This window comes from Streptomyces sp. NPDC030222, from assembly GCF_055573115.1.
In genome coordinates this window covers 360,222-373,327 of the sequence record NZ_JBVICA010000004.1, presented here as the reverse complement: position 1 = coordinate 373,327, position 13,106 = coordinate 360,222, and the positions used below count along the sequence as shown (strand labels likewise).

Here is a 13,106-nt window from a genome sequence, read left to right as displayed (position 1 = left end):
CGGAGGAAAGAGCTCTGAATTCACCGGCCCGTTGCCCCGATCCATTTTCGCGTCGCTTCTCCGATCGCGTCCACAGCCAATGCGAGACGTTTCCCATCGGCGCGGACACTACGGCTCAATTCAATGTGCAGGAAAGGGATCCGGAGTTCCTCGGCCGCCATTCCCTGCACATTGCTGCGACCTTCCAGCGGGCAGGCCCCGACCCACCCGCGGCACACGTCGAGGCCCCCGTCGCGCAGTGCGTCCGCCACCCCGCGGGCCTCCGGGGTGCCCCGGCTGCCCTTTCCGGTCGAGACGATCGCGTCGAAGCGGGGAGCGCTGTCGTCGGCGAAGCCGTGCACCTGGACGCCGGGCATCCGTCGTTCCAGGAGCTCCGCGGTGATCGCGTGGAAGACCGTGTCCTTCCGGTGCGCCACGTCGGCGGCGTCGCCCCCGCCCGCGTCCCGGCGGGCTCCGGCCAGCACCAGCACCCCGCCGCGAGCGGCCCGCAGCACACCCACGCCGACCCTCTCGCTGTCCTCGTCCGAGACCGGGTGGGGCACCTGCACCGTCCAGCGCGGCGTGCTGTCGAGGTCCACGTAGACGCGTCCCCACCCCCGTGACGCGGCCCCGCCGGCCTCGGCCACCTCCGCGAACCGTCGGCCGCCCGCTCGGTCGACGACCGTCCGCACGGTGAACCCGGCGTCGGCGAGCAGCCGCTCGGCCTCCCTCCGGCGGCCGTCGACGAGCAGCCCCACCCCCTCGGCCACCGCCCGGCGGTCGGCGCGCGACGGCTTCGCATACCCGTCGCGGGAGAAACCCGAAGTGAATTCGGTGACATTCTCGAGAAGATCGAATTTCTGCGGTGCGGTCGACGTGCGGACGTCCCGGGCCGCCGGACCAGGCTCTTCTCGCATGGTGCAGCCGGCCGCAACAACTGCCGGAAATGCTGCGACCAGCATTGTTGCCGCAATCGTTACCTGCATGGTGCGAACCGTCGTCATGGCTGTATGAAAATATCGCAGTGACTCCTCGCTCCCGCCATTGGTGCCCCCGCCGAGCCGCCGTCCGGTGCTTTCCCGGACCCGGCTCTCGTTCCGTGTGCCGGGGCGCGGCCCCCATGGCCGGCTGATCACCGCCCATGCACACGTACGCCGGGCCGCCGGCCTTGTCCCAGCCCGCGCCGGGAGCGGAGCCGCCTTCGGCCGCACCGCCGTCGAAGCGTCGGCACAAGGCCCGCCGCAGAGCCGACATGTCGCTCCTGGGCGGCATACGCCCGCCCATCGCCGTGCTCTCGGCGTGCCTTCTCGCCGTCGCCGCCCTGACCGCCCTCACCACCGGCCGTGTCTCCGACGAGGCCGTCCCCGAGGCGGTGCTGACCTCCCAGCAGCACTTCGCCGAGGACGGCGCCATCGCGCTGCGGGCGTCCATGGACGAGAGCGTCACCGACCTCAACCGGGCCGCAAGCCTGTTCAACGCCTCCGAGCCCGTCTCCGCCGACACCGTCCTCGACAAACTGGGCACGGTCTACCAGAAGTGGACGGGCACCGCCGTCGTCGAGGTCTCGTCGGGCCGGCTCCTCGCCGCCCGCGGCGAGAGCGTTCCCCTGCACACGATCGACCGCGCGAAACTGTCCGGCAAGGACGGACTGGCTCCCCGCATGGTCCGCTCCGCCGAGGGGGAGACCCGTCTCCTCTCCTTCGCGGTCCTTTCCTGGAAGGGCCGCCCGCAGCAGCTGCTCGTCACCTCCAGCGGTCTCTCCGTCCCCGGCATCAGCCTCGGCAAGGGCCGCGCCCTCGCCGTCGTCGACGACAAGGGGACCGTGCTCAGCAGCGACGGGGTCCCGGACACCGCGGGATCCGGCTCGGAGCGGCGCCGCGCGGACACCACCCGTTCCGCGGCCCAGCTGAAGACCTTCGCCACGACCGCCGCGCAGAAGGCACGTCGGCACCCCCTGAAGACCAAGGAGCCCGGCTCCGGCGGCTACCCCGGCGTCAGCGGCAGCCTCGTCGGCGACCGGGACCACGACGGCCGTGCGGTCGCCGGCTACGCGGAACTCGCAGCCCCCGAGCCCGACGGGGCGACCGTCGCGACGGGACTCGGACTCACCGTCGTCGCCATGGTCGAGGTCGCCCACCAGCCCTTCACCGCCGGGAACGCCGTCTTCGGCCTCGCCGCCGCCGGCGCACTCCTCGGCATCGGGGCCCTCGCGATCGCGGTGCTCGTCGGCACCCTGCAGCGGCCGCTGATCACTCTGTTCCTGGAGAGCCGCAGACTCACCCGCGGAGACCTGGCCCGGCCGGTCGGCACACCGAAGTTCGGTGAGCCCGCGCGCATCGGCACCGCTCTGGAACGGCTGCGCCGGCAGCTCCTCGAAGACCACGCGGACAGCGCACCCGACACCACCCGGACCGGCCGCCGCCGCGGACCCGGTTCCCGTTTCCTGCTCGGAGTCTGCGCCGTCCTGCTGCTCGCCTGGTCCGTCCCGCTGGTCCTGGTCCTGAACCGGGCCGAGGCGGCCGGCGCCGTACCGCGGCAGCTCGTCGACGACCAGCGGGAACGCACCGAGACCCTCAGCGACCGGGTCAGGCGTGCCCTCAACGAGGGTCACGCGGACCTGACCTCGGTCGCCTCCCTGATCGGAGAACGCACGCCTGCCGAACGGGTGACGCCCGTGCTGGAGCAGACACTCGTCCAGCACCCGCGCTACCAGTCGCTGTACCTCCTCGACGCGCGTGGCCGCATCGTCGCCCGCGCCGGCGGCGACCCCCGGCACCCGGAGGGCCGCCGCCCCGGCACCGCACCGGTCGAAGTCCTGGGCCGTGGCGGTACCGAACCCGTCGTCGCCGCCTACGCCGACGCCCCGGGACGCGAGGGCGCAGCCCTGGTCGGAGAGTTCCGCATCGACTTCCTGAACTCGCTGCTCAAGCGCCCGGGCCTCGGAGAGGTCCGGATCGTCGACGGCGGGCGCCGGGTGATCGCGGGCAACAGCGGGTACCAGGCCTTCCAGCCGCTGCCCACCCGCCGGCTCGACTCCCTCGTCCGGAACACCCAGCGCAAGGGCGGCGCCGTCCCCCGCCCCGTCGGCGTCGTGCACCGCGACGGGGGCGACCGGCGGATCGTGGCCGTCGCGCCCTTCGACGGGGGCGGTGCGGCGCAGCGGCTCGGCTGGACGGTCGTCAGCCGACAGCCGGTCTCGCACCTCGCGATCCCCGAGTACACCTTGCAGAACCGCACCGTCCTCGCCGGTCTGCTGGGTGTGACGGCAGCCGGGGCCTGTCTGGGCTGGCTCTACATCGTCGTCGTGCGTCCGTTGCGCGAGCTGGCCGTCCAGGCCGAGACGCTGGCCGGCGGCGACCTGCGCACCGTGCTCTACCCCCGCCATCACGACGAGGTCGGTGCCGTGGCCCGCAGTCTCGAGCTGCTGCGACAGAGGCTGCAGGAGCAGCGGCGGCGCGACGGCGCGGCACCCCGACCGGCTGGAAGGAACTGATCGGCTGTGCTCTTCCTGTACGCGGTGCTGATGGTGTGCAGTGCGGTGCTGCTCGTGGCGGGCATCGTCGAGCAGCGCCGGCATTTCGCGAACCTCCGGCGGATCCCGGCCAGGGTGCTTGTCAACGGGATCCGGGGCAAGTCCTCGATCACCCGCCTGTGCGCGGGTGCGCTGCGCGGCGGTGGCCTGGTGACGGTCGCCAAGACCACCGGCACCGCGGCGCGGTTCATCCATCCCGACGCGACCGAGGAGCCGGTCCACCGGAAGTTCGGGCTCGCCAATGTCGTGGAGCAGATCGGCATCGTGCGCCGCGCCGCCTCCTACGGCCCGGACGCCCTGGTCATCGAATGCATGGCGGTGATGCCGGCCCTGCAGGAGATCAACCAGTCCAAGCTCATCCGTTCCACGATCGGTGTGCTGTGCAACGTCCGCGAGGACCATCTGGCGGAGATGGGGCCGACGCTGGACGACGTGGCGCGGTCGCTGTCGAGGTCGATGCCGGTCGGCGGCATCTGCGTGACCGCGGAGAAGGAGCGCTTCGCGATCCTGCGGGAGGAGGCCGAGGCCAGGGACTGCGAGCTGGTCTACGCCGATCCGGAAACCGTCACCGACGAGGAGCTCCGGGGTTTCAGCTGGTTCACCTTCAAGGAGAACGTGGCGATCGCCCTGACCGTCGCCGGGCTGCTGGGCATCGACCGCGACACGGCGCTGCGCGGGATGTACGACGCGCCTCCGGACCCGGGTGTGCTGTCCGTCGAGCGCTACCGCACGCCGGACGGCAAGCGGCTGCGGTTCGCGAACGTCTTCGCGGCGAACGACCCGGCGTCGACGCTGATGAACATCCATCAGCTGCTGGACCTCGGAGCCGTCCACCGGCCGCTGAACGTCGTGATCAACTGCCGTCCCGACCGGGTGGAGCGCAACGGGCAGATGGGCGCCCTGATCGCCGAGCTGCAGCCGGAGCAGGTCTTCGTGATCGGCCATCCTGCCAAGAGCGCCATCGACGCCATCCCGGCGCAGTGGCGGCACACCGCGGTCGACCTGGGCGGGGATCGCCGTGACCCCGAGGAGTTCATGCAGGAACTCCTCGGCCGGCTCGGCCCCGACTCCTCCCTCGTCGCCATCGGCAACATCCACGGCCAGGGCGAACTCCTCCTGGAACACCTCGCCGACCTGGTACCCGACGACATCCCCGAACCGGGACCCGAGCCCGGCGCTGGCACCCGCGCAACCCCCGTCGTACCGGGCCAGTGGCGGGGACCGGACGAGGACACCCTCCGGCACGGGACCCCGGAGGCGGAGACCTTGCTGCTCCCGCACCCCGGACCCCGGATCGATCCCTACCGGGTGTACGCGTACACCCCGCCTGCGGGGTACCGGCCGTACCCCGGCACCGCGGCCGACGCGCCCCGGCACCCTGCGAACGCCCGGGACGAGGCGTACGGGACCCCTGCGTACCCGACCGGTCAGGAGCGCTCGTACCCGGAGCCGGTGTATGCGGTACCGCCGTATCCGGTGCCGTCGTACCCGGAGTCGCTGCATCCGGTACCGCCGCCCCTACCGCCGTACCAGCAGCCGCCGTACCCGGTGCCGCCGTACCCCGGCCCGCCGTATCCGGATGTCTCCGGGGAGCACCGCCCCCTGTGGCCGCCGCAGGGTTTCCCGGACATCCCGTACGACGACCGCGTGCAGAGTCAGTACCGACCAGGAGAGAACCGTTGATCCCCGCAGTCCTCACGCCCGAGATCGCCGCCATCGGCATCGCGCTCGGGCTGGTGTTCTCCCTGGTCTGCTATCTGACCACCAATCTCTCCCCGGGCGGCATGATCACCCCCGGCTGGCTGGCGCTGACACTGGTGGAGGACCTCCAGCGCGCCGCCATCGTGCTGGGTGTCACCGTCCTGACCTACCTCACCACCCTGCTCGTCCAGAGGCTGGTCATCCTGTACGGCAAGCGCCTGTTCTCCGCGGTCGTGCTGATCGGCGTGCTCCTCCAGGCCACCGTCATGATCGTGCTCCAGCTGGAGTTCCCGCTGATGTACTCCAACCAGACCCTGGGCTTCATCGTCCCCGGTCTGATCGCGTACCAGCTGGTCCGGCAGCCCAAGGGCGCCACCATCCTGTCCACCGGCACCGTGACCCTCACGGCCTACGTCGTCCTCACCGCCGGCATCCTGCTCGGCGCCCTGCCGTCCGCCTGACCCGTCCCCGACGAGGAGCCCAAGGATGACCGCCAAGACCACCCGCGGACCGCACCGGGTCCTGCACGCCCTCACCGTCCTCGTCATGCTGGCCGCGAGCGTCTACCTCACCGTGGAACTCCGCACGGAACAGCAGGCCAAGGCCCCCGTGGTGAAGACCGTCACCGACACCCCGGCGCTGACGTCGTCCGGCGCGGACCTCACGTCCGGTGAGCAGAGCTGGGAACGGCTTGAGCGCCCTGCCCGTACGGTCCTGCGCGGCGGGGACGGCGAGGTGCTCGCCACGTTCACCGACGGGGCCCGCACGGCGACCCTGAAGGGCCCCAGCCGAACCTTCGCCGAGTCGGCCGACACCAAATCCCGCGTCATCACCGACAGTTGGGTTCGGCTCCTGCCCGAGCGATGGACCAAGGGCGCCGAGAAGGAACAGTGGTTCAAGGAGTGGTTCCGTGAGTTCCACGGCAGCGAAGAGGACGACCTCTTCGCGATCGCCTTCCAGTACGTCGACCGGGCGGCGGTCAAGCGTGACGACGAAGGCGTCGCCTATGCGGGAGACGCGAACTTCGGCCCCCTGAACCCGAACGGCAGCGTCGGCGCGGACCTGCGGCTGGAGGAGTCCGACTTCTACGACTACCTCGGCATCTCCTACACCTTCCGCAACGGCACCACCCTCCACCCCGAGAGCATCCGCGCCCGCTCCATCGACTGCTCCGGCTACATCCGCACCGTCTTCGGCTACCGCCTCCGCTACCCGCTCAGGCCCACCGACGACACCGGCGACGGCCTGCCGCGCACCGCAAACGCCATGGCCCGGTCCGCGCTCGGCGCGGAGGTGATCCCCTTGACCGGTGTCGCGGCAGCGGACCGCCCGGCCGGCATCGACGTGCTCCAGCCCGGCGACCTGGTCTTCTTCAAACTCGACAGCCGCACCGGCGAGCGCCTCGACCACACCGGCATCTACCTCGGTCACGACACCGAGGGCCACAAGATCTTCATCTCCAGCCGCGAAGAGGCCAACGGCCCGACCATCGGCGACACGGGCGGCGTATCCCGTCTCGACGGCAACGGCTACTACGCGACGGCCCTGCGCAGCGCCAGGCGCCTCTGAACCCGTCGGCTCCGGTACGAACCCGTCGGCTCGGCTCCCCTCCCAGCCGGGGCCGACGCCGGTGCGCGTCGCCGGAGCCGCACCCCGCCGGAACCGAGTCGGACGGGAGCCGCACCGCGGCCGGGGCGCGTCCGGGGCGCCGTCAGAGTGCCGCCGGGCGGGTGATCGTAGGCTTATAAGCCACTCTAAGGGCCCAGTGTGTCCCCCCAATGCGACGTTCCCGAGTGGTGGCGAGTGTCGAATCGCCTGACGGTGGATCACGTCGCCACTGCGATTCGTTGAGCGGACGATGTGTCAGCCAGCGCAGTGCGGCGAAAGGAACGTATCCATGCGCTCTGCTCGCACCCTGATCGCCGCTGCGGCCGCGGCCTTCCTGGTCATCTCGGCCCCCGTCGCGAATGCCATCACCGTGACCGAGGACTGGGGGAACAGCTCCTCCAGCAGCGACTCCGGCCAGTCCGAGAAGGACCAGACCGCCAAGTCCGAGGGCTACGGCAAGCCCGCAGCCGACCCGAACGCCAAGTCCGAGAGCTCCGCCAAGTCCGAGTCCGGCCAGACCGCCAAGTCCGAGGAGTACGGCAGCAAGTCCGAGAAGGACGACAGCAGCAAGTCCGAGGACTACGGCAGCAAGTCCGAGAAGGACGGCAGCAGCAAGTCCGAGGACTACGGCAGCAAGTCCGAGGACTACGGCAAGGACGACAAGGAAGACAAGGGCGACGACAAGGAGGACAAGGACTACGGCAAGAAGGACGACCACGACAAGGGTCACCACCACAAGCACTGGGACAAGAAGGGTGACCACGACAAGGACGACTACGACAAGGACGACGACGACTACGACAAGCCCAAGGGCGGCGTTCACACCGGTGGTGGCGCCCTCGCCCTGAACCCGGTCGAGGACTACGACAAGTCGGACAAGGACGACTCCGACAAGGGTGACAAGGGCGACAAGGACTACGGCAAGAAGGACGACCACGACAAGGGCGACCACGACAAGGGCGACCACGACAAGGGCGACCACGACAAGGGCGACAAGGACTGGGGCGGCAAGAAGGGCGACTACGACAAGGACGACAAGGACGACTACGACAAGGACGACGACGACTACGACAAGCCCGACGGTGGCGTTCACACCGGCGGTGGCGGTCTGGCCTCGTCCGGCACCAACCTCGCCGGCGGTGCGGCCCTGCTGCTCGGCGGTCTCGGCGCCGGTGCGTACATGCTCCGCCGTCGCACCGCGAAGGGTGACGCGGTCTGACGGACGCGGACCAGCACCTGATTGGTGAAGTGTCGCGGCCGCCGTTCCTCGAGGACGGTGGCCGCGGCGCTGGTGTTTACGAGAAAGGCACGTTCCCATGGCCGCTCAGCAGCCACCCTCCGGTCCTCACCTGCACCGTGCGTCCAAGTCCCGCGGCACCGGCCGCGCCCTGCTGTGGCCCCTCGCGGCGGTAGGGCTGGGCCTCCTCCTGATCCACAACTCCGTCGACGTCGACATGGTCGGCGACACCCGGGCCCGCCCGGCGGCGTCCGCGTCCGCCGTCAGCGGGGAAGCGGCCGCTGCCAAGGCCGCTCGCGCCGGCGTCCTCGCGCTGCCGAGGTCCGTCCCGAAGCGCATCTCGATCCCGGACATCGGTGTCAACGCCCCCTTCACCCCGCTGACCCTCGCCACGACGGGACAGCTCAACGCGCCACCGGTCGACAACAAGAACCTGGTCGGCTGGTACGAGGGGGCGGCCAGCCCGGGCGAGCCGGGCACCGCCATCGTCGCGGGCCACTTCGACACCAAGTCCGGCCCGGCCGTGTTCGTCGAGCTCAGCGAGCTCAAGCCCGGGAGCAAGGTCGACATCACGCGTGCCGACGGCAGTGTCGCCACGTTCAAGGTCGACACGGTCGAGAGCTTCAGCAAGGCGAAGTTCCCCGACGACCGGGTCTACGCGGACACCCCCAACCCGTCCCTGCGCCTGATCACCTGCGGTGGTGATTACGACAAGAAGGCCAAGGACTACACGGAGAACCTGGTGGTGTTCGCGCACCTGGACTCCACCAAGCGTGCGTGAACCGGCGGGTGACGACCGCCCCGGCACCTGAGCCGTCGTCACCGCCGGCCACGGCGAATCCCCCGGGACGGGTGAGTAGGCGTACTCAGGCGGGCGGCGGCCCTCCGCGCCGACGATGGTGTGACACCGCACCACCACCGTCAGCAGGGGGATACTGCCGTGCTCAGCCGGATCGCCGCCACCGTCGTGCCCGTGTTCGGGCGTCTGACCGTCACGACCGACTCCTCGGCCGGGATCGCCCCCGGCAGCATCGTCGTGGCCAACCACACCTCGCTCAGCGATCCGGCGATCGTCCTGGCCGCCCTCCACCGTCTGGGCGTCCGTCCGGTCGTGCTGACCGCGGCCGGCCTGTGGCGCGTACCGGTCCTCGGGCGCGCACTCGAACGTGACGGACACATCGCCGTACACCGGGGCACCCGCCGGGCGGCGGAAGCCCTGGACGAAGCCGCCGAGGCTGTCGGAGGGGGCCGGGTGGTCCTCGTGTACGGAGAGGGCCGCATCCCGACTCGCAAGGACAGCAGCGACCGGGCGCCGGAGCCCTTCCGCACGGGCCCCTCCCGGCTGGCGCTGGCCACCGGAGCGCCGATCGTGCCGCTCGGGCAGGCCGGAGCCCGCAGGGTGAGCTCTGGCAGCCGCACCAAACAGCTGGCGGGAGTCCTCACCGCACCCGTGCGCCGGCCCGGACTGCACGTCCACGTCGGATCCCCGGCCGCGCCGGCGGGGGACGTCGCAGCCGCCACGGCACAGGCACACCGCCTGGTCACCGCGGCATGGCGGACCGCCGCGGACCATCTGGCCCGGTCCAGGGCCGCATGACGGCGTCACCGTCCGCTTCGGGGGGGATCGGGGGGATCGACCGTCTGCCTCCGCGGCGAGGTGCTCCCGCCTGTCCGATCATGCCGGTCTGGCTTCCCGCCGCCGCAGGTGTTCGAATCGTAGGGTGACCTCCGAACAACCCGAGGAGCACGGGACGCCCGTGGGGCGCCGCCTCGTGCTCGGCATGATCGGCCTCGGCGCCGTCGGCGTGGCCGCCGCGCCCGGGCTCCAGCGCGGTCTGGAGTCGTTCCTCGGCTACTCCGCCGACCGGGACCCGACCGGGCTGACCGGCCTGCTGCCCAACGGCGGCGGCTTCCGCTACTACTCCGTCGCCTCGTCCGTGCAGCCCAGGACGTCCGCGGACTACCGCCTCACCGTCGACGGGCTGGTCGACCGTCCGCTGACCTTCACCCTCGACCAGCTCGGTGCCCTGCCGCAGACCCGCCTGGTCCGCGACGTCCAGTGCGTGACCGGCTGGCGGGTCCCGGACACGCCCTTCGAGGGCGTACGGCTGTCGGTACTCCTGGACGCCGCTGGGGTGCGGCCGACCGCACGTGCCGTACGGTTCCGGTGTTTCGACGGCGTCTACAGCGAGAGCCTCACGCTCCGCCAGGCACGCAGGGAGGACGTCCTGGTCGCCCTGCGTATGCAGGACCAGCCCCTGAGCCACTCCCACGGTGGTCCCGTACGGTTGTACGTGGCGCCCATGTACTTCTACAAATCCGCGAAATGGCTCTCCGGCATCACCCTGACCGACCGTGTGCGGCCCGGCTACTGGGAGAAGCGGGGCTACGACGTGGACGCCTGGGTAGGCGCCTCGAACGGACGTGGAGATGCACCGACCACCTGAAGCGCCGGCACCGGCCGGCCGTGTGCACCGCTTCGGTCCGGCCCAGCGCTGGGTGCACCGCACCACCGCCGTCCTCATGGGCCTGTGCGTGGCGACCGCAGCCTGCCTCTACATCCCGCAGCTCGCCGAACTCGTCGGCCGCCGCGCCCTGGTGGTCACCGTCCACGAATGGTCCGGTGTGCTGCTGCCGGTCCCGCTGCTGACCGGCCTGGCCTCCCGATCGCTCCGCGCCGACCTGCGGCTCCTCAACCGCTTCGGGCCGCACGACCGGCAATGGCTGCGGGCGGTGCTGCGGCGTGACCACGGCCCCGGGTCCCGGCCCGCCGGCAAGTTCAACGCCGGTCAGAAGGTCTACGCGGCCTGGATCGCCGGAGCGGTCCTCGTGATGCTGGGCACGGGGCTGCTGATGTGGTTCACCCGTCTGGCGCCGCTGGTCTGGCGTACGGGCGCCACCTTCGTCCACGACTGGCTGGCCCTCGCCATCGGGATCGTGGTCGCCGGCCACATCGGCATGGCCGTCGCCGACCCCGAGGCCCGCCGCGGTCTGCGTACGGGTTCGGTCGACCGCACGTGGGCCGAACGCGAGCACCGCCTCTGGCGGCCGTGACCCCTGAGGTGCGCGACCCCGGCCCGTTCACCCGGCTGTCCGGACGCGAAGGGGCCGTCCCCGCCGCCGCGGGGACGGCCCCTGCCGGACCTCCGTCCCGAGGGCGTGTGCCTCGGGCGCGGACCTAGAAGGTGAGGTTCCAGGCGTCGATCCTGCCGGTGTCCTGGGAGGCGACGTCACGCACGCGCAGCTTCCACGTGCCGTTCGCCGTCTCGGACGAGGCGTTCACCGTGTAAGTCCTGACGACGTCGGCGGCGCTGTCGCCGTTCGGGAAGTCCTCGAGCAGGTACACCGTGCCGTCGGGCGCGACGAGCGACACCACGAGGTCACCGCGGTAGGTGTGCTTGATGTCCACGCCGACCTTGAGCGCGGCCGGGGCGTTGCCGCTCACGCCGGTGACCGTGAGGGGGCTCTCCACCGTGGCGTTGTCGTTGACGGCGACGTCGGCGGTGTTCTCGAAGTACTTGCCGGGCGGGGGAGTGCCGCCGACCGCCTTGAGCGCGTCGACCTGACCCTCGCCGAAGAAGCCGTTCCTGGCCGTGGTGCCCGTGCAGCGGCTGTCGGACGGGCAGGCGGTGTCGGTGGCCTGCTCGGCCAGCTTCGCCCGGATGTCCGCGGGGGTGTAGGAGGGGTTGACGCTCGCCAGCAGTGCCGCCACACCGGCGACGTGCGGGGAGGCCATCGACGTGCCGTTCATGTTGCCGTACTTGCCGCCCGGGAGCGTCGAGTACACCCCGGAGGCACCGTCGCCGCCCGGTGCGGCCACGTCGATGATGTCCTTGCCGAAGTTGGAGTACGACGCCTTGACGTTGCCGTTGCCCATTGCTGCCACGGTCACCACGCCCGGCAGTTCGGTCGGGATGTCGATGCAGGCGTTGGTGATGTTCCGGGTGACCGGGGTCGAGTCGTTGGGGCTCGACGTGTCGGTCCGCTTGTTCGCCAGGTCGTAGTTGGAGTTGCCGGCGGCGGCCACCTGCAGGGAGCCCTTGCTCTCGGCGTAGGCCTGGGCGCGCTTGACGCCCTCGATGATGGCGGCCTGGTCGGCGTCGTCCGGGCAGTTGAACATCCACGGATCGGTGTAGTAGCTGTTGTTGGTGACCTTGAAGCCGTGGTCACCGGCCCACATGAAGCCGCAGACGGTGTTCTCCGCGAAGAACATGCTGGAGTTCGGCTCGGCGATCCGGACGGAGGAGATCTTCACTCCGGGGGCCACACCGATGACGCCCTTGCCGTTCTTCGCCGCCGCGATGGTGCCCGCGACATGGGTGCCGTGGGTGCCGACGTCCCGCCACGCCCCGGCGCGGGTGTCCGCCTTGCCGTAGGCGCAGGACACCGAGTCGGCGGCGTTGAAGTTCGGGGTGATGTCCTGGTGCTGGTCGTCCACACCGGTGTCGAGCACACCGACCTTGACAGAGGCCGAACCGGTGGTCACGCCCCAGGCCTTGTCGGCCTTGATCTGGGTCATGTCCCAGCGGTTGGACTCGGTCAACGTGGTCGGGGTCTGCGCGGGGTTGGCCGGGAGGGCCGGGTTGTACGCGTCGGCCGGTACGTCGGAGGTCCGTGTCGCGCCGACCTGCTGGACGCCGCCGACGCCCCGCATCGTGGCAGCGAAGGTCGCCGATGTCGAGTGGGCCACGATCACGCCGATCGCGTCGTAGGCCGCGAAGACCGTTCCGCCGTTGTTCGTGACGGCCGTCCGTACGGACGAGGTGTCACCCGGCGCGGTGATGACCAGGTAGGCGCGCGTGCCCGCGGCCCAGGACGCCGAAGGCGCCGCCGCCGCGGACGGAGCCGACGGAGCCGCGCTCGCGGCCGCGGCGGGGGCCGCGAGAGCAACGGCCGCGCCGAGGACGGCGGCGGCCGCGATCGAGCGTCTCAGCCGGCTGGTTATGTGGGGAATCAATGCATCCTCCGAAAACCCGATGGTGCTGGTGGCACCACTCGGGTCATGTGATGAAAGGGGTGCACGCAAGATGACAGACAGATGGACCGGAA

11 protein-coding genes are annotated in these 13,106 nt (G+C 70.9%); 9 read left to right on the top strand and 2 right to left on the bottom strand.

The window, feature by feature from the left end; translation table 11 throughout:
• Nucleotides 1-20: 20 nt before the first annotated feature.
• Nucleotides 21-1,115 carry a hypothetical protein gene (locus ACZ4Z5_RS08630; RefSeq protein WP_468258591.1) on the bottom strand — a complete coding sequence of 365 codons (1,095 nt, stop codon included), beginning with the start codon at nt 1,113-1,115 and terminating at the stop codon, nt 21-23.
• A 116-nt stretch (nt 1,116-1,231) separates the two neighbouring features.
• Here ACZ4Z5_RS08630 and ACZ4Z5_RS08625 point away from each other — a divergent pair, with 116 nt between their 5' ends.
• The 9 genes from ACZ4Z5_RS08625 (at nt 1,232) to ACZ4Z5_RS08585 (ending at nt 11,111) form a co-directional block, all read left to right on the top strand.
• Nucleotides 1,232-3,472 carry a HAMP domain-containing protein gene (locus ACZ4Z5_RS08625; protein WP_468258588.1) on the top strand — a complete coding sequence of 747 codons (2,241 nt, stop codon included), beginning with the start codon at nt 1,232-1,234 and terminating at the stop codon, nt 3,470-3,472.
• 6 nt (nt 3,473-3,478) lie between these two features.
• Nucleotides 3,479-5,194 carry a poly-gamma-glutamate synthase PgsB gene (gene pgsB / locus ACZ4Z5_RS08620; protein WP_468258586.1) on the top strand — a complete coding sequence of 572 codons (1,716 nt, stop codon included), beginning with the start codon at nt 3,479-3,481 and terminating at the stop codon, nt 5,192-5,194.
• Nucleotides 5,191-5,673, top strand: coding sequence for a poly-gamma-glutamate biosynthesis protein PgsC/CapC (locus tag ACZ4Z5_RS08615; protein WP_468258584.1), 483 nt, complete (start codon nt 5,191-5,193; stop codon nt 5,671-5,673). Before pgsB ends, ACZ4Z5_RS08615 begins: the two co-directional genes overlap by 4 nt.
• 25 nt (nt 5,674-5,698) lie before the next feature.
• The gene (locus tag ACZ4Z5_RS08610) at nt 5,699-6,781 is read left to right on the top strand and encodes an NlpC/P60 family protein (protein WP_468258582.1); all 1,083 of its coding nucleotides are present in this window, start codon (nt 5,699-5,701) and stop codon (nt 6,779-6,781) included.
• Nucleotides 6,782-7,109: 328 nt separating this feature from the next.
• On the top strand, nt 7,110-8,039 hold the full coding sequence (locus tag ACZ4Z5_RS08605; RefSeq protein ID WP_468258579.1) for a hypothetical protein: 930 nt from the start codon (nt 7,110-7,112) through the stop codon (nt 8,037-8,039).
• 97 nt (nt 8,040-8,136) lie between these two features.
• Nucleotides 8,137-8,838: a class F sortase gene (locus ACZ4Z5_RS08600; RefSeq protein WP_468258576.1), complete on the top strand. Its 702-nt coding sequence runs from the start codon at nt 8,137-8,139 to the stop codon at nt 8,836-8,838.
• Nucleotides 8,839-8,997: 159 nt separating this feature from the next.
• Nucleotides 8,998-9,654 carry a lysophospholipid acyltransferase family protein gene (locus ACZ4Z5_RS08595; RefSeq protein WP_468258573.1) on the top strand — a complete coding sequence of 219 codons (657 nt, stop codon included), beginning with the start codon at nt 8,998-9,000 and terminating at the stop codon, nt 9,652-9,654.
• Between the two features lie 124 nt (nt 9,655-9,778).
• A complete protein-coding gene (locus ACZ4Z5_RS08590) occupies nt 9,779-10,504 on the top strand; it encodes a molybdopterin-dependent oxidoreductase (RefSeq protein WP_468258570.1) in 726 nt (241 codons plus the stop codon).
• Complete coding sequence (locus tag ACZ4Z5_RS08585; RefSeq protein ID WP_468258568.1) at nt 10,488-11,111, top strand: cytochrome b/b6 domain-containing protein; 624 nt, start codon at nt 10,488-10,490, stop codon at nt 11,109-11,111. Before ACZ4Z5_RS08590 ends, ACZ4Z5_RS08585 begins: the two co-directional genes overlap by 17 nt.
• 124 nt (nt 11,112-11,235) lie before the next feature.
• Here the strand turns inward: ACZ4Z5_RS08585 and ACZ4Z5_RS08580 are convergent, their stop codons facing one another.
• Complete coding sequence (locus ACZ4Z5_RS08580) at nt 11,236-13,014, bottom strand: S8 family peptidase (RefSeq protein ID WP_468258565.1); 1,779 nt, start codon at nt 13,012-13,014, stop codon at nt 11,236-11,238.
• Nucleotides 13,015-13,106: the final 92 nt, after the last annotated feature.